Origin of the sequence: Streptomyces sp. WMMB 714, from assembly GCF_900090125.1 — a bacterium.
In the GTDB taxonomy this organism is placed as follows: domain Bacteria; phylum Actinomycetota; class Actinomycetes; order Streptomycetales; family Streptomycetaceae; genus Streptomyces; species Streptomyces daqingensis.
The window spans coordinates 484971-507657 of record NZ_FMHJ01000001.1 but is presented as its reverse complement, the minus strand read 5'-3'; the positions used below and the strand labels follow the sequence as shown (position 1 = coordinate 507657).

The following is a 22687-nucleotide window of genomic DNA, read 5'->3' as shown; positions in this document are numbered from 1 at the left end:
GCGCTTCACCCCGGCCGGGGCGAGAGGCTTCAGCCCCTCTCGCCCCGGCCGGGTTCTTTCTGCCGCAGCGCGACGGCCAGTGCCGCCGCCGGGTCCGTCTCCGCGCCGCCCGCGGGCCACCACACGCCGCGCTCCGCGACGTAGGGCCACCAGCTTCCGTCCGGCCCGATCCGCAATTGGGCGCTCCCGTCGAGGGTGTTCCAGCTGCTGCCGGAGAGGTTCAGTTCGGGCGGAGAGACGTCCTCCTCCGCCCATGCGCCGGCGAGCTGGTCACGGGCCCGGGCCATCGTCTCCGGCTCCGGAGTCCACGACTCCTCCCACACGGTGAGGCCGAGCGCTCCGCCGACTTCCCAGGCGCGTACCGCGGCGCCGAACGACGCGGGAGGGATGCCGCAGTGCGCCGAGAGGCGTTCGGCGATGGGCCCTTCGGGAGCCGCCGCGGCCAGCCGCACCGCATCCTGGAACGGCGTGAGCGGCTCAGGCGGGTCACTGAGCGCGTGAGCGGGGGAGAGGGCGGCGCGGAGCAACTGGTGCGCTCGGGACGCGGTGTCCGCGATCAGGAACTCGAGGGCCGCCGCGTCCACTCCGCTCGCCGGCGGTGTACCCGCACCCGTCAGTGACGGCGCGCCACCAGGGGCACTCACGGGCGGCGGCTCGGCGGGCAGCGGACGGAGGTCCGCGGCGCGCGCGAAGGCTTCCTCCGCGAGGACCCCCCGGGGCTCCACGCTGTGCCCAGTGCCGCCGAGATCACTGGCCGGATCCTGTTCGCCCACCGGTCCTGCCGCCGCGGACGCCGCACCCGCCGGTGTGTGCGCCCCGAGCTCCTCCAGCAACTCCCGCTCGGTGCGGCCGCGCAGCAACAGCAGCACGAAGGGATCCTCGTCCAGCAGCCGGGCCAACTGGTAGGACAGCGCTGCTGTGTGCGGACAGTGGTCCCACGCCCCGCATCCGCACGAGGGGTCCAGGTCGCCGATGCCCGGCAGCAGTTCGACGCCCACGCTCAGGGCGTCCTCCACGAGGTGCGGCGGCATTTCGCCGTCCAGCAGCGCCGCCAGATGGCCGGACTCGCGTGCTGTCACCTCCAGCACGCGCTGCCAGTCGGTATCCGGAAGCTCCTGCAGCAGTACGTCGGAACGGTGAGCGGTCCCGTCGCGGTCGCGCACCACGGCGGTGATGCGTCCGGGCCGTACGGTGACGGCGCCGACGGCCCCCTGGCGCGCGAACCTGCGTCCCTGGCGGAGCTGTTCGCCGTCGAGCGCGGTGTCCTCGAGGGCACGCAGCCAGCGCGTCCCCCACCACGTCCGCGCGAAGGCGCGCCCCCGGGCCGGCGGGAGGGCCGCGAAAGTACGCTCGCGCTCACCGGCTCCGTCGCTCCGCCCGTGCGGTTCCCCGTTGTGCTGTGTCATGCTCCGCTCCTTCGCAGCGCGACCAGGTCGGACAGTTCGCTGTCCGACAGTTCGGTGAGTGCCGCCTCGCCGGAGCCGAGGACCGCGTCCGCGAGTTTCCTCTTGCGCCGCAGCATCGCGTCGATGCGGTCCTCCACGGTTCCCTCGGCGATCAGACGGTGCACCTGCACGGGACGGTCCTGTCCGATGCGGTACGCGCGGTCGGTGGCCTGGTCCTCCACGGCGGGGTTCCACCAGCGGTCGTAGTGCACGACGTGGGTCGCGCGCGTCAGATTCAGGCCCGTGCCCGCCGCCTTGAGCGAGAGCAGGAAGACGGGGACGGCGCCGTCCTGGAAGTCGCGCACCATGTCCTCGCGCCGCTTCACCGGCGTCCCTCCGTGCAGGAGCCGCGTGGCCACGCCCCGCGACGTGAGACGACGCTCGAGCAGTTGCGCCATCCGGACGTACTGGGTGAAGACGAGGACGCCGCCGGGTTCCTCCTCGGCGAGGATCGCGCCCAGGAGTTCGTCGAAGAGCTCCAGCTTCCCCGACCGGCCCGCGAGCTCCGGGGCGTCCTCCTTGAGGTACTGGGCGGGGTGGTTGCAGATCTGCTTGAGCGACGTCAGCAGTTTCACGACGAGTCCGCGCCGTGCGAAGCCGCCGTCACTGCCGGAGATCTCCGCCAGCCCCTCGCGTACGACCGCCTCGTACAACCCGGCCTGTTCGGACGTGAGCGGGACGGCGCGGTCGGTCTCCGTCTTGGGCGGCAGCTCGGGTGCGATCCCTGGATCGCTCTTGTGGCGCCGGAGGAGGAAGGGGCGCACCAGCCGGGCGAGCCGCTCCGCGCTCGCGGGGTCGCCTCCCTCCGCGGCGTCCGCGTAGCGCCTGCGGAAGGTCCCGAGCCGCCCCAGCAGTCCGGGCGTCGTCCAGTCCAGCACCGACCACAGCTCGGAGAGGTTGTTCTCCACCGGAGTGCCGGTCAGTGCGACGCGGGAGCGGCCCGGGATCGTGCGCAGGGCGCGGGCCGTGGCGGAGAAGGGGTTCTTCACGTGCTGCGCCTCGTCGGCGACGACCAAGCCCCAGCCGGGCGACGGGAGTCCGGCCAGGGGGACGGCGTCGAGACGCATGGTCCCGTAGGTCGTCAGGACGACTTCCCCGTCGCCCAGGCCGCCCAGGTGCCGCCCCGTCCCGTGGTATCTGCGCACCGGTGTGCCCGGTGCGAAGCGTTCGATCTCCCGCTCCCAGTTGCCCAGCAGGGACGCGGGGCAGACCACCAGCGTCGGACCGGACGTGGCGGACTGCTCCTGCCGGCGCAGATGGAGTGCGATGAGTGTGATGGTCTTGCCGAGCCCCATGTCGTCCGCGAGGCATCCGCCCAGCCCCATCGACGTCATCCGCTCCAGCCAGGCGAGCCCCCGCAGCTGGTAGTCGCGCAGCGTCGCTGCCAGCGCCTCCGGCTGCGGGGCCGGGCCGGCGTCCGGCTCCGCGGGGTCGGAGAGGTATCTGCGCAGCGATTCCAGCCAGCCCGACGCGCGTACCTCTACGGGCTCTCCGTCCTCTTCCGACGAGCCCGACAGCACCGCGCCGAGCGCGTCGGCAGTCGTGAGCTTGCGGCTCTTGCGGTCCCGCACGCGTTGCACTGCGGCGGGGTCCACCAGCACCCACTGCCCGCGGAGCCGAGCCAGGGGGCGTCCCGCCTCGGCCAGCGCGTCGAGTTCGGCTCCGGTCAGCTCGGTGTCGCCGACGGCGAGGCGCCAGTCGAAGTGGAACAGCGCGTCGGCCGGCAGTTCGCGGGGCGGGGAACCCGCCGGCCCCTGCCTGGCCGCGTCTCGCGGTGCGGCCGGGCTGACGACGGCTCGCGAGGTGAGACGCCGCTGGAGCTGCCGGGGCCAGTGCACGCGCAGCCCCGCGGTCTCCAGAGCTGCGGAGACGGATGCGGTGAGAAGTTCGGCGATCTCTTCCTCCACCAGCGGCACGCGGTCCGGTACGGGCGAAGACAGCAGAGGCGTGAGCGGATCCCAGGCGGCGGCCGCCCGGCGCAGCGTGAGCAAGGTGTCCCTCTGCACCCGCGGACCGAACGCCGCCGCACCCGGGAAGGTGCCCGCCCAGATCTCTGCCGCGTCGCAGAGCACGGCGGGGTCGGTGACACTGTGCACCTGCAGCACCGCCGAGAAGCGCGTCTGTCCGGTGAGACCGTCACTGACGACGTCTACGCCGTCGGCCCCCTCGGCAGTGCCATGGGTGCCCGTGGCACTGTCCGCGTCGTCGTCGCCCGGGAGGCCGTCGACCTCGATACGTAGCGACAGCCGCACGCCCGCGTCGTGGCCTGCCGCGACGTCGGCGGCCCAGTCGCGCTGCTGGGGGATGTGCTGCACCGGCATGGCGGCGAACGCGGCGCCACCGGCCGCGACCTCGGCCGCCGCAGTACGGGGCAGCGTGTCCGCGACGGCATTGAGGAAGGCCCGGAGCTCATTCTCCGGCTCCGGCAGCCGCGGGCAGTCCGCCGTCCCGGGCAGCGGAACGGCGTGCGCATGCGGCGGCATGGCCGCGGCGAGGCCCCTCAACTGCTCCGCGTCCGCCGCATCGAGGGGCCCGAACCGCCAGGCGTCGTTGCCGTCGCCGCTCAGCCCCGGTAGCAGCAGGCCGCGTGCTGCCAGCCGCAGAGCGAGGAGGCAGGCCGCGCCCCAGAAGACGGCTCCGAGGGGCCGCCGGGCGCCTGCTTCTCCCGCGGCCGCCCTCACCCGGGTGAGTACGGGCAGAGCCGCCCCCACGGGCAGTGCCAGCGCGGGCACAGTGCGGGCAGTGATCACGGTGTCCGCAGCCCCCTCCGGGACAGGCAGCGCGACAGTCAGCTCTTCGAGACCGTCCCGCCCCGGGAGGGGCGGCGCACCGTCGGGGCGCCAGAAGGCGATACGTGTCAGCCGGGGTGGATCGGCGTGCAGGAGCACGGCGGAGGTCTGGGCGAGACGGGAGATTTCGGAGGGCGTCGTCACGGTCTGAGTCACAGAGCCCACGCATTCCTCAAATTTGACTAGTGGTGGCGAGTGGCCGACCGTACATCAGCTCCGAGCGGAACCGGAAACGACGAGGGAACCCCGGGGCCCGAAGCGGCGTTTTACTGGACAGTGGAGGCGGGTGAACGCCGCCACGGAGGAGGCTGGAGATGACCAACAGAGGAAAGATCGCCGTCGGCGGTGTGGCCGTGGGGCTGCTCCTGTGGTGGCTGACGTCGTTCTGGATCGCCCTGGCGGTGATCGTCGGCGTTCCGGTCGTCGCCTATCTGACGCTCGACCCCTCGCAGCGCCGGCGTCTGCGCCGAGTGAGCCGCAGAGAACTGCGGCGCTGACAGCGGGCACCGCCCGCTCAGGCGGCACCCGGTACCGGAGGACAGCGGGAGTCCCGGCCGTCGCGGTCGCCGGTCCGGTGCCGGACGGCCGGGCCGGCGTCGGCGCATGGCTGTCATGCCCGATGCCCCGGGGCCCGGCACCGTAGCCGCCCGCCCGGTCAGCATGCGCAACTCCCCTCCGGCTACGTAGAGTTGCCTCATGAGGTTGATCGCGATGGAGGCCGGTGACGCCGCGACCTGGGGCAGTACCGTCGTCGCGTTCGGCACGGCCTGCTTCGCGGTCGCCCAGGGCATCGCGCAGAGACGCGACCTGCGCCGCCAGAACGAACTGCAGGCCGAGGTTTCCCAATTGCAGCGCCGCCAGATCGAGACCGCTGAGCGCCGCACGCTGGTCATGGAGCAGTTGCTGGCCCAGGTGACCGCCCCGTCTCCGTACGTTCCGCCGGTGCCGTATCCGCCCCGGCAACGCCCGGAGGGCGCTCCCGCTGACCTGGCCCCTTACGGCCAGGGGGCCGAAGTCCCAGCCCAGTGGGCCGGGACCGGGGAGCCGGACGCGATGGCGGACGAGGATGCGCCGACCTTCGACTCGGAGCCGGTGGGCGGGACCCCGGACGGAGCAGGCAATCCGCCCATGGCCGACGCCGTTGAGCCGGTGGGCGACACCGCGGAGCCGATGGCTCGCACCTTCGAGCCGGTCGCCGAACCGGTGAACGGCCACCCGCAGTCGATTCCACAGCCTTCTCAGCAGCAGTGGCCCCCGCCGCAGCAGCAGTGGCCCTTTCCGCAGCAGGGCGTCGGTCCCTGGTACTTGGAGCGCTTCGGGAAGCACGGCTACGCCCTGCGCAACACCGGGCCCGTCACCCTCACCGGTGTCCGGGTCGACCCGGCGAACCTGCCTTCCTCGGCTCGCGGCGTTCCCGAGTACGCCGTCGTCCGGGCCGGTGAGGCCGCTGAGTTCCTCATGGCGCCGATGCGCGGAGAGCCTCTGCCCGCGCAGGTTCTGGTGACCTGGGACGACCAGCCGCAGGGGGTGCCTGTTCCCGTCCCGCCCGGGTGAGGTCGCCGGGCAACCGCGTCAGGCAGCCGGGCGCAGCGCGACCTCGTCGAGTGCCTTGAGAAGCTGCGGGAGTTCGCTGCCGCGCCCGACCGGAAGCACCTCGCCCGGCTCGTCGTCCAGCAGCAGGAACGCGATGTCGTCGGTGCGCGCCACCATGCTCCAGCCAGGACCGTCGGCACGCAGCGTGCGCGCGTCGCCGGACGCGAACGCGGAGCGAATCCGGCCGGGCGGCGGCGGCTCGTCGAGGTAGGACCGCACCTCGTCGAGGACGCGCCTCACCGACTCGTTGGGCTGCTCCCCGGCCTCGACGAACTCCACCTCGTCGTCGACCTGTTCGCGCCAGGCGGCCCACTGCAGCGCGATCTCGTCAGCACCGAGCCGCCGCTGTGCGGGCCCCCACTGCTCCGTGTCCGGCGGCACGAGCACGTCGTGGCCGCCGTCCTGCTGCGGGTCGGGCTCGGGATCGTGCGGCGCCGGCACGCCCGGTGCCGCGACCGCCAGAGCCAGCGGCCAGCCGGGAAGCACAGCCGCCACCGAACTCTCGGAGGGGGAGAGGTCGTACTCCATGCCGCAGTCCCAGGCCGCGACCGCGCAGGCGACGAGCGTCACGTCTTCCGTGGCGACCGTCCACCGGGCGCCCTCGCCGTCCTGCCCCAGCACGAGTCCGTAGCCCTCCGCGTACGGCTCCAGGCCGAGTCGCGCGCAGGCTTCGGGGTAGTCATCACCGAGAACGCTGGGGAACTGGGCGGGAGTCAGCAGTACAGCCGTCAGCACGTACAGCGCATCGTCGTCGTCGGCCACCTGTCTCCCCTTCCGTCAGATGCCGGGAACCTTAACCCTAGAGTCAGTTCGCCGACAGGGCAGGGCCGCAGATGAGAGGGACGCAGCGTGCAGAGATACGACCGCCTCAAGCACATCCTGCAACTCGACCCCGAGGCCGACTTCTTGGAGATCTACCGGCTCAGTGCCACCTACGAGTTCCCCTGGGACTACGCACGCGCCCTCGAACTCGCCCTCTACCGCACCTACGCGGTGCCCAGCATCGGACGTCTGCTCGCCCGTACGGCTGAACTGACCCAGCGGGCGCAGAAGCGCTACGACGACACAGCTCTGCTCCTCGACGCCGTCGTCGAACACGGCTTCTCCTCCGACGAGGGACGTACCGCGATCCGCCGGATCAACCAGATGCACCGTAGCTACGACATCTCGAACGACGACATGCGGTACGTGCTGTGCACCTTCGTCGTGATGCCCAAGCGGTGGCTCGACGCCTACGGCTGGCGGCGCCTGTCCTCGCACGAGCAGCACGCGTCCGCGGTCTACTACCGCACTCTCGGCAGGCACATGGGCATCTGCGGCATCCCGTCCGGCTACGCGGAGTTCGAGAAGTGCCTCGACGAGTACGAAGAGGCCCACTTCGCCTGGGACCCGCAGGCACGCACGGTCTCGGACTCGACGCTGGACCTCATGGCCTCCTGGTACCCCTCAGCCCTCGCCCCCGCAGTACGTGGCGCCAGCAAGGCACTGCTGGACGACTCGCTGCTGCGGACGTTCCGCTACTCCCCGCCGCACCCCGCTGCGCGGCGGGCCGTGCAGGGAGCGCTGCGGCTGCGGGCACGCGCGGTCCGGCTGCTGCCTCCGCGCCGCTCGCCCCACTACGCCCGGCAGAACCCGGAGATCAAGGGCTATCCGGGCTACCCGGCCGGCTACCGCATCGAGGACCTCGGGACGTTCCCGGAACCTGGCGGGCGGACGTCCCCGGGAACCCCGGGATGTCCCGTGCCGCACGGCACGGAGTAGCCCCGCGGGCGGGGGCCCGGACCGGGCGCTCAGGGCGTCCTGGACGCCAAGGCGAGATAGCGGTCGTCCTCGTCCGCGCAGGACGTCAGTTCCCATCCCGAAGCGGCCAGCAGCGTACGGATGTTGGGCAGGGCGCGTACGTCGTCCGCTGTCAGTGTGCGCCCCTTGCGCGCCGCGAGCGCTGCGCGGCCCACCGGGTGGAAGAGCGCGAGCCTGCCGTACGGGCGCACCACGCGGGCCAGTTCGGACAGTCCCGGTCCCGCGGCGGGGAGGTGGGAGATGAGGCCGGCGGCGAAGACGGCGTCGAGGCAGCCTTCGGCCAGCGGCAGCCGCGCCACGTCGGCGACGAGCAGCTGCCCCAGGTTCCGCCGGCCGGCTTCGACCGCCGCAGCGAGCATCTCCGGTGTCAGGTCCGCCGCGAGCACCGTGCCGCTACGCCCGACCGCGGCACGCAGCGCAGGCAGTGCTCTCCCCGTTCCGCAGCCCGCGTCGAGCACGGCGTCGCCCTCGCGGAGGCCCAGTTCGTCCACCGCCATGGCGTATGCGGGCCCGTCGTCCGGGAAGCGCGCGTCCCATCCGGCGGCGCGGACGGCGAAGAACTCACGTACGCGGGCTGACTCGTCACTCGGCTGGTGCGGCATGCAGGCCATCATGGCGCACTGCCCGGAGCGCAGGGTGACTGTCGCACCGGGCAGCGCGCGTGGTCAGTCGGCGATGCCGGACAGCGCCACGACCTTCTCGATCCGCAGCCGCACGAGCAGTTCGCCGGGGACGGCGTTGCGCGCCCCGAACCGCTCCGCGACGTCCTCGCCCATGTAGCGCCCGCCGATGCGCGTCGCCCAGCGCTTCATCGTCTCCAGATCGTCGCTCAGCTCGGCCCGGCCCTGGATGACGACGAACGCGTAGGGCGGCCGCTCGTCGTCGACGCACAGGGCGGCACGTCCGTCCCGTGCCAGGTTGCGTCCCTTGACGGTCCCCTCGCCGGTGGTGAAGACGATCTCGTCGCCGTCGAGTACGAACCAGACAGGGGCGGTGTGCGGGCTGCCGTCCGCACGCACTGTCGAGAGTTTCGCGGTGCGGGTGCCCTCGGAGAGGAAGCTGCGCCAGCCGTCTTCCGTCATCTTCTCAGCCATGCGTACATACTGCGCCCGTCGTACGTGGACCGCGGAGGCGAATGCCGCATGTGAGCGTGTGGTTGCTCACCGCTTCGTGGTGGGTAGGGGTGGCACGGCAGCTGATGAGAAGAAGGGGGAACGCCGCAATGGCGCTGAATACAGGGCTCGACTGGCTGCTCGACGACCTCACCGAGCGGATACCGTCCGTGAAGCACGCAATGGTGCTCTCGACCGACGGTCTGGTCACCGCGAACAGCCAGAGCCTGGAGAAGACGGACGCCGAGCATCTCGCGGCCGTCGCGTCCGGCCTGCAGTCGCTTGCGAAGGGGTCGGGAGCACACTTCGGGGCGGGGCCCGTACGGCAGACGATGATCGAGTTCGAGGAGGGGCTGCTCTTCGTGACGGCGGCGGGCGAGGGCAGCTGCCTGTGCGTCCTCACGGAGGAGGAAGTGGACGTCGGCGTCGTCGCGTACGAGATGACCCTGCTGGTCAACCGCGTCGGCGAGCACCTCGGCCTGCCCGCGCGGAACGGGACGTAACAGCCCGGCCGGGGAGTTATCCACAGGGGAGGCGCGAAGTCCCGCAGACGTCTAATGTCGTCACTGTCAGTAGTCGCCGTACGGCGGCGGCACGAATGACGACGGGGAGAGTCATGCAGGACGATGTCGCGATGAGCACGGCCGCGCGGGAGCTGGGGCTGCGGCCCAAGATGCTGGAACTGGCCGTACAGATCGGGGAGATCCGCAGCGAAGGCGGCGCCAAGGACCAGCGCCGCGTTCCGCGGGAGGAACTTGCCCGGTTGAAGGAGTCGGCCGGGTTCCCGCAGAGCTTCGAGGAGCGGCTGCGTGTGGTGGACGCCGGTGAGGGCGCCGAACTGCTGGGTATCTGCACCGCCCGATTCGCGCGGCTGGCGAGGGGCGGTTGCTTCAGCCCGGTGCGCTTCTACGTCAACCGCTACAGGGCCGTGGTCTGGCTGTACCTGGCCAGGGAGCTGGAGGCGTTCGCGGGGCGGCGCCCCGAACTGCTCACCGGCGCGGTTCCGCGGGGGCTGCGGATGCTGCTGAGTGAGGGAGTGGACTACCGCCCGCGGCACTGGCGCGGGCGCAGGGTCGGCCAGCTCTGCCGTCAGGCGTCGGGGCGGCCGTGGGAAGTGGCAGCGGCACGGTCGGCGGTGCTGACGCCCGAAGTGCTGCGCGTAGCCGTACCGGACGTAGGGGAGCGTGCCCTGCTGCAGTCTCTCCGGCCTGAGTTGATGGTGGTGCGCGGTGAGTCGTCGGCTACGAGAGAGGTAGCCGAAGGGCTCTGCGTGGCGGAGGCGGAGGACGAGATCCTCTGGCACCGGCTGATGCTGGAGGCGGAGCTGCAGGACGCCCGCGCGGCACAGCACCAGGACGGCGAGGCCGGAGCCGTTCCGGAGGCCGCCGGTCCTCCCGTGCGGTGCCCGGCGCCACGCGGGGCAGGAGAGGCACACAGCGGGGGAGGAGCCGAATCCGGCTCTCCGCTCCCCCTGCCCGGCTCCGGGACGGTTATGGGGAGCCGGCCGGGGGCGACCCCCGGGGCGTACTCCAGCGGTACGGGAAGTGGCGTGCCCGGCAATGACCGGCCGGAGGCCGCCGGATGCAAGGGGCGGGCAGCCGGGCAGGATTCCGCCAGGGCAGCAGACCCGTCCGTGCTGCGGCGCAGAGCGCACCTGCTCAACCGGATGCGCGGACCACGTCGGGGAGCCGCTTGGTGGCGCCGTGAGGGAGAGCTGAGACGTCCGGCCTTCTGAAGGGCGACTCCCGTGAGGGCTTGTCCGCCCTACAGCGGGCGGAAAAGCCCTTCCTGCATCACCGACACGATCAACTTGCCCTCGCGGTCGAAGATCTGGCCTCTGGCCAGACCGCGGCCGCCGGTCGCGATGGGTGACTCCTGCTGGTAGAGGAACCACTCGTCGGCGCGGAACGGCCTGTGGAACCACATCGCGTGGTCGAGGGAGGCCATGTCGAACCCGCGCGGCCCCCACAGCGGTTCGACGGGGATACGCACGGCGTCCAGGAGGGTCATGTCGCTGGCGTAGGTCAACGCGCAGGTGTGGACGAGGGGATCGTCGCCGAGGGAGCCGATCGCCCGCATCCACACTCCGCTGCGAGGTTCGGCGTTCTTCAGGTCCTCCGCGTCCCAGCGCAGCCGTTCGACGTAGCGGATGTCGAACGCGACCCTGCGCTCCATGCGCTCCAGCGATTCGGGGAGTTCGCCCAGGTAGTCCCGGAGCTCACCGGCGAGTTTCGGAAGGGCCTCCGGATCCGGGACCTCGGGCATGGAGACCTGATGCTCGATGCCCGGTTCGGGCTGATGGAAGGAGGCGGTGAGATTGAAGATGGTCCGGCCCTGCTGGACGGCGACGACGCGGCGGGTCGTGAAGGACCGCCCGTCCCGCACCCGTTCGACCTGGTACACGATGGGCACGCCCGGCGTCCCCGGACGCAGGAAGTACGCGTGCAGCGAATGCACCGGCCGCTGCAAGTCGGTGGTGCGGCCCGCGGCGACGAGCGCCTGCCCGGCGACCTGGCCGCCGAAGACGCGCTGGAGGTTCTCCTGGGGGCTGCGCCCCCTGAAGATGTTGATCTCGATCTGTTCCAGGTCGAGGAGCCCGGCGAGCTGTTCTGCGGGGCTGGTCATCGTGCTTGCTCCCTGGTCGCGGCGTACGGAGTGCTCACAGCTGGCCCACGGACGTCACCTTGATCACGGCGCGCCCTTCGTCGTCCGAAGCAGTGAGGTCCACCTCCGCGGAGATGCCCCAGTCGTGATCGCCGGCGGGGTCGGCGAAGGTCTGCCGGACCCGCCACAGCGCCTCCTCGGGAACCTCTTCGATCTGGAGGAGGCGCGGACCCCGGGCATCGGGTCCGGTGCCGAGGTCGTCGTACTCGTCCCAGTAGGCGTCCATGGCCTCTCCCCAGGCGTCCTCGTCCCAGCCGGCGTCGGCGTCGAGTTCGCCCAGCTCGGCCACCTTGTCGAGGGCGGCGAGCTCGACCCGGCGGAACATGGCGTTCCGTACGAGGACGCGGAACGCGCGTGCGTTCGCGGTGACCGGCTTGACCTGGTCGGCCCGCTCCTGCGCCTCCTCGGCGCTCTCGTCCTCGGGATTGGCCAGCTGCTCCCACTCGTCGAGCAGGCTGGAGTCGACCTGGCGGACCATCTCGCCGAGCCACTCGATGATGTCCTGGAAGTCCTCGGACTTCTTCTCGTCGGGGACGGTGTGCTCCAGCGCCTTGTAGGCGCTGGCGAGATAGCGCAGCACGATGCCCTCCGTACGCGCGAGTTCGTAGAAGGAGACGAACTCGGAGAAGGTCATCGCCTTCTCGTACATGTCGCGGACGACGGACTTGGGCGCGAGAGGGTGGTCGCCCACCCAGGGGTGCGACTTGCGGTAGAGGCCGTAGGCGTGGAAGAGCAACTCCTCCAGCGGACGGGGGTGGCTGATGTCCATCAGCCGTTCCATGCGCTCCTCGTACTCGATGCCCTCCGCCTTCATCTCGGCGACGGCCTCGCCCTTGGCCTTGTTGGTCTGTGCGGCGAGGATCTGCCGGGGGTCGTCGAGGGTCGACTCGACGACGGACACCATGTCCAGCGCGTAGGACGGCGATTCGGGGTCCAGCAGCTCGAACGCCGCCAGCGCGAAGGTCGAGAGGGGCTGGTTGAGCGCGAAGTCCTGCTGAAGGTCCACGGTGAGGCGGATGGTCCGGCCCTGCGCGTCCGGCTCGTCCAGCTGCTCGACGACTCCGCCGTCCAGCAGCGACCGGTAGATGGCGATGGCCCGGCGGATGTGGCGGAGCTGCGAGCGGCGGTCCTCGTGGTTGTCCTCCAGCAGCTTCCGCATCTGGCTGAAGGCGTCGCCCGGCCGGGCGATCACCGAGAGCAGCATCGCGTGAGTCACGCGGAAGCGGGAGTTGAGCGGTTCCGGATCGGAGGCGATCAGCTTCTCGAAGGTCTGCCGGCCCCAGTTGACGAAGCCCTCCGGTGCCTTCTTCCGGACGACCTTGCGGCGCTTCTTCGGATCGTCCCCGGCCTTGGCGAGTGCCTTCTCGTTCTCGACGACGTGCTCGGGAGCCTGGGCGACGACGAAGCCGGAGGTGTCGAACCCGGCGCGGCCGGCGCGGCCGGCGATCTGATGGAACTCCCTGGCCCGGAGGGTGCGGACGCGCGTCCCGTCGTACTTGGTGAGGGCGGTGAACAGCACAGTGCGGATGGGCACGTTGACCCCGACGCCCAGCGTGTCCGTCCCGCAGATGACCTTCAACAGCCCCGCCTGGGCGAGGCGTTCGACCAGCCGGCGGTACTTGGGCAGCATGCCCGCGTGGTGCACGCCGATGCCGTGGCGCACGTAGCGGGAGAGATTGCGACCGAAGCGGGTGGTGAAGCGGAAATTGCCGATGATCTTGGCGATCTCGTCCTTCTCGGCGCGGGTGCACATGTTGATGCTCATCAGCGCCTGCGCACGCTCCACGGCCTGAGCCTGCGTGAAGTGCACGATGTAGACGGGCGCTTGACGGGTCTCCAGCAGTTCGGTGACCGTCTCGGTGAGGGAGGTGGTCCGGTACTCGTAGGAGAGGGGGACGGGCCGGCTCGCCGACTTCACGACCGCCGTGTCGCGCCCTGTACGCCGTGTCAGGTCCTCCTCGAACCGTGTGACGTCTCCGAGGGTCGCCGACATCAGCACGAACTGCGCGTTCGGCAGTTCCAGGAGCGGAATCTGCCAGGCCCAGCCGCGGTCGGGCTCCGCGTAGAAATGGAACTCGTCCATCACCACCTGGCCGACGTCCGCGTCGGCCCCGTCGCGCAGAGCGATGGACGCGAGCACCTCGGCCGTACAGCAGATGACGGGGGCGTCGGCGTTGACGGACGCGTCGCCCGTGAGCATGCCGACGTTGTCGGTGCCGAAGATCTTGCACAGGTCGAAGAACTTCTCCGAGACCAGCGCCTTGATCGGCGCGGTGTAGAAGGTCACCTCGTCCCGGGCGAGAGCCGTGAAATGAGCGCCGGCGGCGACCAGGCTCTTCCCGGAGCCGGTCGGGGTCGAAAGGATCACGTTCGCGCCGGAGACAACCTCGATCAGCGCCTCCTCCTGTGCCGGATAGAGGGAGATCCCCCTCTCCTCGGCCCAGCCCGCGAAGGCTTCGTAGAGCGCGTCGGGCTCGGCGTCGTCCGGCATCTGATCGATAAGGGTGGCTGTCACGCCCCCCATACTGCCTCCCTCGGTCCCGGATACGGGAACCGGTGCTCCCGTGCTGATCATCTGCCGATACGCTGTGACGCCGGTCAGGCGTCAGAGGAACGGCCCATCACGGCGCCTGCGGTGGTCAGTTGGCGGCCGGAGCCGGATGCGGAGCACGGCACCGGTGACAGAGAGAAGGCGGGGGAGACAGAGCATGATGGGACCGGCGCATTCGCTGTCAGGAGCGGCGGCCTGGCTCGGAGCTGGAGCAGCCGCGGCGGCTCTGGACCACCCCATGCCCTGGCCCGTCCTTCTCGCGGGAGCGCTGATCTGCTCCGGCGCCGCGCTGGCCCCCGACCTCGACCACAGGTCGGCGACGATATCCCGTGCTTTCGGTCCGCTCTCCAGAGCGTTGTGCGGTGTGATCGACAAGATCTCGGAGAGCGTCTACAACGCGACGCGCAGCGGCGGGGAGCGCCGCCGCTCCGGCGGCCACCGCACGCTCACCCACACCTGGCCCTGGGCACTCTTCCTCGGCGTCGGATTCTCCGCCGCGGCGGTCTTCGGCGGGCGCTGGGCAGTGCTGGTGATCCTCTTCATCCACATGGTGCTCGCCGTGGAAGGCCTCCTGTGGCGGGCGGCCCGTGTCTCCTCCGATGTGCTGGTCTGGCTGCTCGGGGCGACGAGCGCCTGGTCGCTCGCGGGCGTCCTCGACCAGCCCGGCAACGGATCCGACTGGCTGTTCTCGGGCCCGGGGCAGGAATACCTGTGGCTGGGGCTGCCCATCGTGCTGGGCGCGCTGGTCCACAACATCGGGGATGCGATCACGATCTCCGGGTGCCCCATCCTCTGGCCCGTGCCGATAAAGGGGAAGCGCTGGTACCCGCTGGGCACACCGAAGTTCATGCGGTTCCGGGCGGGAGCATGGGTGGAGACGCGGGTGCTGATGCCGCTCTTCATGGTGCTCGGCGGGGCGGGCTGCCTGGTCGCTCTCGGAGTGCTCGGCTGAGCGTGCCCGCTCGCCTCACCGGTCACCAGCCGGTCTTCTCGCGAACCGGCGCCGAGGTGCTTGGAGTCGCCGCATGCGGCCATGGACTGCACTGGCGATAGGCGGGGCTGCTGCCCTGGTCTGGGGCGAGTGGCTGAACCGGAGCTGGTCCCGAGCCCTCGTAGGGAACAGCACGGGCGGTCCGGTCGCCGTGGTGGTGCTGGGATACCGCAACCCCCGGGCAACAGCGAACTTGATCAACCGGTGGCGCGTCCGTGCTGGAGTCCGCTCCATCGCCGCCGACGATGCGCAGCGGGCTTGCGTGATCTTCAGTGGCGGCGCGACCGGAACCGGCACCACGGAGGCCCGGCTGATGGCTGACTACGCGAAGTCGGTGCTCGGGTTCGACGGCACGGTGCTCCTCGAAGACCAGAGCGCGACGACGTGGGAGAACATCACCAACGTCATCCCACTCCTCGAACGCGCGGACCGCATCAAGATCGTCTCGCAGCCGGCTCATGCGCTCAAAGCCCGCGTCTACTTGCGGCGGCAGCGCCCTGATCTTGCAGAGAGACTGACGCGTGCGGACGACTACCGCCCCGGCGAGTGGATCCTCGTCAAACCGTTGCTGGCCCTGTACGGACTGTGGACACTCCGCGGTCTCAAGGCGGACGAACGGACGGTCTCCCCCGTGGGAAGCCGCTGACCGTCACCGATCATGGCTCATCGTCAACCTCCGCACGGCTTCAGCCGTGCGGCCCCACGCGCACGCATCGCCGGTCCTGCGTCTTCCAACTGCCCCGAAACTGCTGCCCGTCAGAAGTTGGGAGTTCTCGGAAGGAACGTCCAGTGGCCGTACGGCTCTTGAGCGGACGTCACCCGGACTACCGCGCAGATGAACCCTGCCGTGACGTCCGCGACGCCAGGACCGCGACGGCCAGAGGGATGACGCCGGGCCTGCGGACGACAGGTGGCCGACTGATCTCGAACCCCCGGCCGTCCACGCGCTGATCCGCCGGCCGGACTCAGCCGTGCCAGGAGCGCCAGAGGGCCGCGTAGGCGCCGTTCGCCTCCACGAGCGCTTCATGGCCGCCCAGTTCGCTGATCCTGCCGTCCTCCACGACGGCGATCACATCGGCGTCGTGCGCGGTGTGCAGCCGGTGGGCGATCGCGACGACGGTACGTCCGTGGAGGACACGTGCCAGTGACCGCTCCAGGTGCCGGGCGGCACGCGGGTCCAGCAGAGACGTCGCCTCGTCCAGCACGAGAGTGTGCGGGTCGGCGAGGACGAGACGTGCGAGCGCGATCTGCTGCGCCTGCGCCGGGGTCACCGACAACCCGCCCGAGCCGACCTCGCTGTCCAGCCCGTCCGGCAGGGCGCGCGCCCAGGCGCCGGCGTCCACCGCGCCGAGCGCGGCCCACAGCTCGGCGTCGTCCGCGCCGGTCCTCGCCAGCAGGAGGTTGTCCCGCAGCGTCCCCACGAAGACGTGGTGCTCCTGGTTCACCAGCGCCACGTGCTGCCGCACCCGCTCCGCGGGCATCCGGGACAACTCGGCGTTTCCCAGGGCGACTTGTCCGGTCCGCGGGCCGTAGATCCCCGCCAGCAGCCGGCCGAGTGTGGACTTGCCCGCCCCCGACGGTCCGACGAGTGCCACTCGTGTCCCGCGGGGCACGCTCAGCGTCACCCCGTGCAGTACGTCCGTCCCCTCGCGGTAGCCGAACCGGACGTCCTGAGCGACGAGTTCCCGTCCGGCAGGAGTGAGACTCTCCTCCCCGGAGTCGGGTTCGATCTCGCGTACACCCACCAGGCGTCCCAGGGACACCTGAGCGACCTGGAGTTCGTCGTACCAGCGCAGGATCATTCCGATGGGTTCGAAGAGCATCTGCGACAGCAGCGCCCCGGTCGTCAGCTGGCCCACATTCATCCAGCCCTGCAGGACGAAGACGCCGCCCAGCAGCAGGACCGCCGACGTGAGCAGCACGTTGCTGACGTTCACGACGGGGAAGATGACCGAACGCAGCCACAGTGTGTAGCGCTCCCACGCCGTCCACTCGGCGATTCGCCTCTCGGACAGCGCGATTCGCCTCGCGCCGAGCTGGTGCGCCTCGACGGTGCGACCCGCGTCCACCGTCTCCGCCAGTGCGCCGGCGACGGCCGCGTAACCGGCGGCCTCGGAACGGTAGGCGGCGGGAGCCCTGCGGTAGTACCAGCGGCTTCCGATCAGCAGGACGGGAAGGGCGACGAGTACGGCGAGGGCCAACGGCGGCGCGGTCGCGGTGAGGGCCCCCACCAGCAGCGCGGTCCACACGACGCCGATCGACAGCTGCGGTACGGCTTCGCGCATCGCGTTGGCCAGTCGGTCGATGTCCGTGGTGATCCGGGAGAGGAGGTCGCCCGTGCCGGCCCGTTCGAGGACGCCGGGCGGCAGGGCCACCGACCTGACGAGGAAGTCCTCCCGCAGATCGGCGAGCATCTCCTCGCCCAGCATGGCCCCGCGCAGCCGCACCTCCCGCACGAAGAACGTCTGGACGGCGAGCGCGAACACGAACAGGCCGACGACCCTGCCCAGTTGCAGGTCTCTCGACCCTGCGGACAGGTCCTCGACGAGGCCGCCCAGCAGGTACGGGCCCACCATGGAGGCGAGCACCGCGACGGAGTTGACGGCGATGAGTGTGAGGAAGGGGCGCCTGTGACGCCGGAGCAGCTCGGCAACGTACGCCCGCACTGTGGCGGGCCCGCCGACCGGGAGGGTCGTGGCGTTCTCCGTGTCCGCCGGATCGTAGGAGGGCAGTGGGGCACCGATGGCCGCTGTCATGCCCGCTCAGCTCCTTCCGCCGGGGCAAGCTCCCCGCGTTCGCCTGTTGCTGCGCTACCGTCCGCTGCGTCCGTCCCGCCCGGCGCTCCGGGCCCGTCCGCTGCGCTGTCGAGTACGTCGACCACTTGAACGACCTCTCCCGCAGCCAGTCCGCTGACCGCACCCGTCACTTCGCCGGATCGGGCCGCGGTCGCCCCGGCCGCCGCCTCGCCGGCGGCCCTGGCGGTGCCCGCCGCGATGGCCCGGCCGGCGAACTCTCCGCCCTCGGGGCTGTCTCCGTCCGCGCCGAGCGCCTCGTCCTCCTCCTGCTCGCGGGTGACGATGGAGCGGTACGCGGCGTGACCGCGCAGCAGTTCGCGGTGCGAGCCGGTCGCCACGACCTGTCCGCCCTGGACGAGAACGACCGAGTCCGCCCGGTCCAGCATCAGCGGGCTGGAGGAGAAGACGACTGTCGTACGTCCCGCCCGGATCTCCCGCAGACCGTCCGCGATGCGTGCCTCTGTGTGCGCGTCGACTGCCGAAGTCGGCTCGTCGAGCACCAGCACCCGGGGGCACGCCACGAGCGAGCGGGCCAGCGCCAGCCGCTGCCGCTGCCCGCCGGAGAGCGAGCGCCCGCGTTCCGTGACGGAAGCGCTCAGGGCGTCGCCGTCCGCGTCGGGGCTGCCCTGGACCAGCGCGTCGAGTACGTCGCCGCACTGGGCCGCTCGGAGCGCGTGCCGCGCGGACACCTCTCCGGACGAGGGCACGTCGAGCAGTTCGCGCACCGTCCCGGACAGCAGCACGGGGTCCTTGTCCTGCACCAGCACCGCGGCCCGCACCGCTGCCAGCGGCTGCTCGTCCAACGGCACGCCGCCGAGGCGCACCGAAGCGGCGCCGGTGCTGTCAGGCGGGTGCCCGCCGAGCCGGTCCGCCAGCTTCCCCGCCGCGTCCGGGTCGCCGCACACGACGGCAGTGAGCTTCCCTTCCGGTGTCCGCAACCCGGTGACGGGGTCGTAGAGGTCGCCGTCGAGCGTGCCGCCCTCCGGAGGCCCTCCGCGGCCGTCTGCGCCCGGTCCGCCGGCCGGTGAGCCGCCGTCCGCCTCCGCGTCTCCGGCGTCCTCGGTGCCGCGCCGCAGCGACAGCACTCGCGTAGCGCGCTGGGCAGAGGGACGTGAGAAGGAGTAGGCCATGGCGAACTCCTGGAAGAGCCGCAACGGGAAGAGCAGGAAGGTCACCGCCCCGTAGACGGTGACGAGTTCGCCCACACCGATGCGCCCGTCGAGAGCGAGCCGCGCACCGTGCCAGACCACTGCCAGAAGCAGCAGACCGGGCAGGGCGATCTGGATCGCCTCGATCAGCGCCCACATGCGTGCCGTGCGCACCGCCGCGCGGCGCACCTCCTGTGAGGCGCTGCGGTAGCGCGTCAGGAACAGCTCCTCACCGCCGATGCCTCGCAGCACGCGCAGTCCGGCGACGGTGTCGGCGGCCAGCTCCGTGGCGCGCCCGGCCTTCTCCCGTTGCAGGTCGGCGCGGCGCGTCGCCCGGGGGAGCAGTGGCAGCACGGTCACCGCGAGCACCGCCATCCCGCACGTGACGAGCAGCCCCAACTGCGGTTCGTAGACGACCAGTCCGGCGCACACTCCGGTCGCGCCCAGCAGAGCGGCGCTGAACCGGGACGCCGACTCCACGCACCAGCCGATCTTCTCGATGTCGCCGGTCGAGACGGCCACCACCTCACCGGCGGCGACCCGTTGGGTGAGGGTGGCCCCCAGGGCCGCCGTCCTGCGGGCCAGGAGCTGCTGGACCCTGGCGGCGGCGGTCACCCAGTTGGTGATGGCCGTGCGGTGGAGCATGGTGTCGCCCAGGGTGACTGTGAGCGCGAGGACCGCCATCAGGGCCCCTGCCCGCAGCAGTCCCGCCCCGGACCTCTCGACGACCGCCTCGACGGCGAGGCCCACCACGGCCGGTACGGAGGCGACCGACGCCATGTGGAGGGTTCCCCAGCCCAGGGACTTGGCCTGCCCTCCGAGTTGCATGCGGCCCAGCCACAGCAGGAAGCGGGGGCCGGTCCGTACATCGGGGACGCCGGGGTCGGTATACGGAAGGTCGCGAATCTGCATGACGTCCCATGCTGGTCGAGGGTGGGGTGGAGCGGTCGGGCTGGCGCAGGGCGTGCACGACGGGAGGTCGGCGCGCGCCGGAGCCGGGTCGGCTGGGTCGGGTCTCGGAGGGCCAGGTCGCGGGGGCCGGGGGGAGGACGGCCAGGTCACGGCGGGAGGGGAGGTGTTCCGGCCGCCTGCCCAGACTTGCTGTGCCGGGTCCGTGACGCAACGGGTTTTTCCCGGTGCCTCCGCCGTCTGCCGCGCCTCTGCGTCCGCCGTCCGTCCCCCGCCTCTGCGTCCGCAGTCCGTGCGCCGCCCCATGTCCGGTGCTGCCCTCGGTGCCGTCCGTGCCGTCCGCCGCAAGTGGCGCCGCCGGCAAGGGACCTGGAGTTCGCTGCCTGCGGGCAGCCCGTCCGGTACGCCGGTCCTGGGGGAGTGCGAGCATGGAGGCATGCGCGGTGGTGAAGTCGGACGGAAGCGCCGGAAGGGTGGCACTCCACCGGAGCGTGCGGCCGGACGCCGGGGCGCGGCAGCCGCCGCCACGACGACGGCCGCCGTGCTCGCCCTGGCAGTGGCCGGGTGCGGTGCGGGCTCCGGTCCGGGCGGTGAAGACGGCGGCGGTAAGCGGAACGGGGACGGGGACGGCGGCTCCGGCGCCCACCGGGACCCGACCCGGGTGCCGGGCGTGGGCGATGTGCTGCAGCGCCGGATCCCGGAGGACGCCCGGCAGGTGGTGGCGGTCTACGGGAAGGGCGAGGACTCGGCCGAGGCGACCGTACGTCTCTACGTCCGCGAGGGCCGGACCTGGCGCGAGGACCGCGACTGGCCCGCGCACAACGGCCGCAAGGGCTGGACCGGCGACCACCGCGAGGGCGACAAGCGCAGCCCCGTGGGGGTCTTCACGCTCACGGACGCCGGCGGTGTACTGCCCGCGCCGGATGCGAAGCTGCCGTACACCGAGAGCTCCGCCTTCACCCCGCCTTCGTACTGGCCGAAGAAGACGCGACACGACTTCGACCACGTCATCGCCGTGGACTACAACCGGGTGAGGGGCACGTCGCCGCTCGATCCCACCCGTCCGCAGGGACAGTCCAAGGGCGGCGGCATCTGGTTGCACATGGACCACGGCAGTGGCACGTCCGGCTGCGTCAGCATCTCGAAGTCCGGTATGAAGTACCTGCTGCGCACCCTGGATCCGGACAAGAACCCGGCGGTGGTCATGGGCGACAAGGCGTCTCTTGCCCGCTGAGCGGCAGCCCGAACAGCCTTGAGGCGCCCCGGCGTTGGGGAGCGCCGGTCGGCAAGATGTTGCTGAAATCTCCTGGAAATTCTTGCGCCTCGCCTTGACGCGTGCACGGCGCGGCGGCAGGCTCCGTCGCGTACCCCCCACGGCGGCCTGGCGCGTGGCTGCCTTCAACGGCACGGCTGTGCCGGACGACGAAGGAGCCGCACACGATGAACAAGCGTCTTACCGGTGCGACCATGGCCGGCCTTCTGGTGGCCGGAGGCGTCACCGCTCTTGCCCCCTGGTCCTCGCAGGCCACTCCTCCTGGCGAGAAGACCGTCACCGCGACCCTCTTCGAGAGGCCGTTCTCGGAGGTGGGCAAGGCGTGCAAGGACTCCCTCGGCCCGGCGGGCTACGGCTATGTGGAGGTCTCGCCCGCCACCGAGCACATCGAGGGCAGCCAGTGGTGGACCTCCTACCAGCCCGTCAGCTACAAGATCGCCGGAAGGCTCGGGGACGAGGCCGCGTTCAAGAGCATGATCAGCACCTGCCACGAGGCGGGCGTGAAGGTCATCGCCGACGCCGTCATCAATCACATGGCCGCCGGCTCGGGCAAGGGCACGGGCGGGACGGAGTACAGCAAGTACGAGTACCCGGGCACCTACGGGGACGCCGACTTCCACGGCTGCCGCAAGGACATCAGCGACTACACCAACCGTGAGAACGTCCAGACCTGCGAACTCGTCGGACTCTCCGACCTCGACACCGGCAGCGACAACGTGCGCTCCACCATCGCCGCCTACCTCGACAGCCTGCGCGGGATGGGCGTCGACGGCTTCCGCATCGACGCCGCAAAGCACATGGCGGCCGACGACGTGGCGGCCATCAAGGGCAAGATGGCCGACCCCGGCTTCTGGGTGTCCGAAGTCATTCACGGCGGCGGAGAGGCCGTGCAGCCCGAGGAGTACTCCGGGCTGGGCGACGTGGACGAGTTCCGCTACGGCGGCCACCTCAAGAGCGCTTTCCAGGGCGGCGACGTCGGCGGCCTGAAGAACATCGCCGAAGGCAAGCTGCCGAGCGACAAGGCCCGTTCGTTCGTCGACAACTGGGACACCGAGCGCAACGGCTCGACCCTCACCTACAAGGACGGCGACCTCTACAAGCTCGCCAACGCCTTCATGCTGGCGCACCCCTACGGCTCCCCGAACGTCTACTCCGGTTACGAGTGGTCGGAGAAGGACGCCGGTCCGCCCAGCGGCGGCGAGGGGTGGACCGACATGCACGCGCAGCAGGCCGTCACCGGCATGGTCGGTTTCCGCAACTCCGTCGGTGACGCCGAGCTGACCGACTGGTGGTCGGAGGGCAGCGCACTCGCCTTCGCACGCGCGGGCAAGGGCTTCGTCGCGCTCAACGCCGGGGACGGCGAAGTGAAGCGGACGTTCACCACCGCGCTGCCGGCCGGCACGTACTGCAACGTCGCGAAGGCCGCGCCGGGGGACTGCGAGGGCAGCACCGTCACCGTCGGAGAGGACGGCAAGGCCGAGGCGACCGTGCCGGCCAAGGGCGTCGTGGCCCTGCACACCGGCGCGAAGTCCTGACCGTACGGCCGCAGTCGACGTAGCCCCAGCCGGCCGGGGCCTCACGACCCGGCCGGCGCACAGGGGGCGACCCCTCCCGCAC

General features: G+C 71.2%; 18 protein-coding genes. 9 read left to right on the top strand and 9 right to left on the bottom strand.

The window, feature by feature from the left end; genetic code table 11:
* Positions 1 to 29: 29 nt before the first annotated feature.
* Both H181DRAFT_RS02045 and H181DRAFT_RS02040 read right to left on the bottom strand, forming a co-directional pair.
* The gene (locus H181DRAFT_RS02045; RefSeq protein WP_045862370.1) at positions 30 to 1406 is read right to left on the bottom strand and encodes an SWF or SNF family helicase; all 1377 of its coding nucleotides are present in this window, start codon (positions 1404 to 1406) and stop codon (positions 30 to 32) included.
* Positions 1403 to 4390 carry a DEAD/DEAH box helicase gene (locus H181DRAFT_RS02040; RefSeq protein WP_254666660.1) on the bottom strand — a complete coding sequence of 996 codons (2988 nt, stop codon included), beginning with the start codon at positions 4388 to 4390 and terminating at the stop codon, positions 1403 to 1405. The genes H181DRAFT_RS02045 and H181DRAFT_RS02040 overlap by 4 nt, the downstream gene beginning before the upstream one ends.
* Before the next feature lie 158 nt (positions 4391 to 4548).
* Between H181DRAFT_RS02040 and H181DRAFT_RS02035 the strand changes: the two genes are divergently transcribed.
* The gene (locus H181DRAFT_RS02035; RefSeq protein ID WP_045862368.1) at positions 4549 to 4731 is read left to right on the top strand and encodes a hypothetical protein; all 183 of its coding nucleotides are present in this window, start codon (positions 4549 to 4551) and stop codon (positions 4729 to 4731) included.
* 199 nt (positions 4732 to 4930) lie between these two features.
* A complete protein-coding gene (locus H181DRAFT_RS02030; RefSeq protein ID WP_045862367.1) occupies positions 4931 to 5788 on the top strand; it encodes a hypothetical protein in 858 nt (285 codons plus the stop codon).
* Positions 5789 to 5806: 18 nt separating this feature from the next.
* On the opposite strand, the gene H181DRAFT_RS02025 is transcribed toward H181DRAFT_RS02030, so the two are convergent.
* Positions 5807 to 6589 carry a hypothetical protein gene (locus H181DRAFT_RS02025; protein ID WP_045862366.1) on the bottom strand — a complete coding sequence of 261 codons (783 nt, stop codon included), beginning with the start codon at positions 6587 to 6589 and terminating at the stop codon, positions 5807 to 5809.
* An 87-nt stretch (positions 6590 to 6676) separates the two neighbouring features.
* Between H181DRAFT_RS02025 and H181DRAFT_RS02020 the strand changes: the two genes are divergently transcribed.
* A complete protein-coding gene (locus H181DRAFT_RS02020; RefSeq protein WP_045862365.1) occupies positions 6677 to 7588 on the top strand; it encodes an oxygenase MpaB family protein in 912 nt (303 codons plus the stop codon).
* 29 nt (positions 7589 to 7617) lie between these two features.
* On the opposite strand, the gene H181DRAFT_RS02015 is transcribed toward H181DRAFT_RS02020, so the two are convergent.
* Both H181DRAFT_RS02015 and H181DRAFT_RS02010 read right to left on the bottom strand, forming a co-directional pair.
* The gene (locus H181DRAFT_RS02015; protein WP_045862565.1) at positions 7618 to 8229 is read right to left on the bottom strand and encodes a class I SAM-dependent methyltransferase; all 612 of its coding nucleotides are present in this window, start codon (positions 8227 to 8229) and stop codon (positions 7618 to 7620) included.
* Between the two features lie 63 nt (positions 8230 to 8292).
* Entirely contained in the window at positions 8293 to 8721 is a 429-nt protein-coding gene (locus tag H181DRAFT_RS02010; RefSeq protein WP_045862364.1) for a PPOX class F420-dependent oxidoreductase, read from the bottom strand.
* 128 nt (positions 8722 to 8849) lie between these two features.
* Here H181DRAFT_RS02010 and H181DRAFT_RS02005 point away from each other — a divergent pair, with 128 nt between their 5' ends.
* On the top strand, positions 8850 to 9242 hold the full coding sequence (locus tag H181DRAFT_RS02005; protein WP_045862363.1) for a roadblock/LC7 domain-containing protein: 393 nt from the start codon (positions 8850 to 8852) through the stop codon (positions 9240 to 9242).
* Between the two features lie 113 nt (positions 9243 to 9355).
* Positions 9356 to 10474 (top strand): DUF6397 family protein, encoded by a 1119-nt coding sequence (locus tag H181DRAFT_RS02000; protein WP_052708405.1) that lies wholly within the window; start codon positions 9356 to 9358, stop codon positions 10472 to 10474.
* 29 nt (positions 10475 to 10503) lie between these two features.
* Here H181DRAFT_RS02000 and tesB read toward each other — a convergent pair whose 3' ends face one another.
* Positions 10504 to 11364, bottom strand: a complete 861-nt coding sequence (gene tesB / locus H181DRAFT_RS01995; RefSeq protein ID WP_045862362.1) for an acyl-CoA thioesterase II — start codon at positions 11362 to 11364, stop codon at positions 10504 to 10506.
* Between the two features lie 34 nt (positions 11365 to 11398).
* Positions 11399 to 13927: a DEAD/DEAH box helicase gene (locus H181DRAFT_RS01990; protein ID WP_045862361.1), complete on the bottom strand. Its 2529-nt coding sequence runs from the start codon at positions 13925 to 13927 to the stop codon at positions 11399 to 11401.
* Positions 13928 to 14111: 184 nt separating this feature from the next.
* On the opposite strand from H181DRAFT_RS01990, the gene H181DRAFT_RS01985 reads away from it, so the two are divergent.
* Both H181DRAFT_RS01985 and H181DRAFT_RS01980 read left to right on the top strand, forming a co-directional pair.
* Positions 14112 to 14906, top strand: a complete 795-nt coding sequence (locus tag H181DRAFT_RS01985; protein ID WP_045862360.1) for a metal-dependent hydrolase — start codon at positions 14112 to 14114, stop codon at positions 14904 to 14906.
* A 73-nt stretch (positions 14907 to 14979) separates the two neighbouring features.
* Positions 14980 to 15591, top strand: a complete 612-nt coding sequence (locus H181DRAFT_RS01980) for a YdcF family protein (RefSeq protein ID WP_045862359.1) — start codon at positions 14980 to 14982, stop codon at positions 15589 to 15591.
* A 319-nt stretch (positions 15592 to 15910) separates the two neighbouring features.
* Here the strand turns inward: H181DRAFT_RS01980 and H181DRAFT_RS01975 are convergent, their stop codons facing one another.
* On the bottom strand, positions 15911 to 17701 hold the full coding sequence (locus H181DRAFT_RS01975) for an ABC transporter ATP-binding protein (protein WP_045862358.1): 1791 nt from the start codon (positions 17699 to 17701) through the stop codon (positions 15911 to 15913).
* Positions 17698 to 19800, bottom strand: a complete 2103-nt coding sequence (locus H181DRAFT_RS01970) for an ABC transporter transmembrane domain-containing protein (protein WP_074467666.1) — start codon at positions 19798 to 19800, stop codon at positions 17698 to 17700. The genes H181DRAFT_RS01975 and H181DRAFT_RS01970 overlap by 4 nt, the downstream gene beginning before the upstream one ends.
* Before the next feature lie 433 nt (positions 19801 to 20233).
* Here H181DRAFT_RS01970 and H181DRAFT_RS01965 point away from each other — a divergent pair, with 433 nt between their 5' ends.
* Together H181DRAFT_RS01965 and H181DRAFT_RS01960 are read left to right on the top strand one after the other, a co-directional pair.
* Positions 20234 to 21031, top strand: coding sequence for a L,D-transpeptidase family protein (locus tag H181DRAFT_RS01965; RefSeq protein ID WP_107068660.1), 798 nt, complete (start codon positions 20234 to 20236; stop codon positions 21029 to 21031).
* Positions 21032 to 21237: 206 nt separating this feature from the next.
* The gene (locus H181DRAFT_RS01960) at positions 21238 to 22605 is read left to right on the top strand and encodes an alpha-amylase (protein ID WP_045862357.1); all 1368 of its coding nucleotides are present in this window, start codon (positions 21238 to 21240) and stop codon (positions 22603 to 22605) included.
* The last annotated feature ends 82 nt before the right edge of the window (positions 22606 to 22687 follow it).

Excerpts from the sequence above, each read along its gene's own strand:
- H181DRAFT_RS02045 (WP_045862370.1), bottom strand. The coding sequence starts at position 1,406 with ATGACACAGCACAACGGGGAACCGCACGGGCGGAGCGACGGAGCCGGT.
- H181DRAFT_RS02035 (WP_045862368.1), top strand. The coding sequence starts at position 4,549 with ATGACCAACAGAGGAAAGATCGCCGTCGGCGGTGTGGCCGTGGGGCTG.
- H181DRAFT_RS02030 (WP_045862367.1), top strand. The coding sequence starts at position 4,931 with ATGAGGTTGATCGCGATGGAGGCCGGTGACGCCGCGACCTGGGGCAGT.
- H181DRAFT_RS02015 (WP_045862565.1), bottom strand. The coding sequence starts at position 8,229 with ATGCCGCACCAGCCGAGTGACGAGTCAGCCCGCGTACGTGAGTTCTTC.
- H181DRAFT_RS02010 (WP_045862364.1), bottom strand. The coding sequence starts at position 8,721 with ATGGCTGAGAAGATGACGGAAGACGGCTGGCGCAGCTTCCTCTCCGAG.
- H181DRAFT_RS02005 (WP_045862363.1), top strand. The coding sequence starts at position 8,850 with ATGGCGCTGAATACAGGGCTCGACTGGCTGCTCGACGACCTCACCGAG.
- H181DRAFT_RS02000 (WP_052708405.1), top strand. The coding sequence starts at position 9,356 with ATGCAGGACGATGTCGCGATGAGCACGGCCGCGCGGGAGCTGGGGCTG.
- tesB (WP_045862362.1), bottom strand. The coding sequence starts at position 11,364 with ATGACCAGCCCCGCAGAACAGCTCGCCGGGCTCCTCGACCTGGAACAG.
- H181DRAFT_RS01990 (WP_045862361.1), bottom strand. The coding sequence starts at position 13,927 with ATGGGGGGCGTGACAGCCACCCTTATCGATCAGATGCCGGACGACGCC.
- H181DRAFT_RS01985 (WP_045862360.1), top strand. The coding sequence starts at position 14,112 with ATGATGGGACCGGCGCATTCGCTGTCAGGAGCGGCGGCCTGGCTCGGA.
- H181DRAFT_RS01980 (WP_045862359.1), top strand. The coding sequence starts at position 14,980 with ATGCGGCCATGGACTGCACTGGCGATAGGCGGGGCTGCTGCCCTGGTC.
- H181DRAFT_RS01975 (WP_045862358.1), bottom strand. The coding sequence starts at position 17,701 with ATGACAGCGGCCATCGGTGCCCCACTGCCCTCCTACGATCCGGCGGAC.
- H181DRAFT_RS01970 (WP_074467666.1), bottom strand. The coding sequence starts at position 19,800 with ATGCAGATTCGCGACCTTCCGTATACCGACCCCGGCGTCCCCGATGTA.
- H181DRAFT_RS01965 (WP_107068660.1), top strand. The coding sequence starts at position 20,234 with ATGCGCGGTGGTGAAGTCGGACGGAAGCGCCGGAAGGGTGGCACTCCA.
- H181DRAFT_RS01960 (WP_045862357.1), top strand. The coding sequence starts at position 21,238 with ATGAACAAGCGTCTTACCGGTGCGACCATGGCCGGCCTTCTGGTGGCC.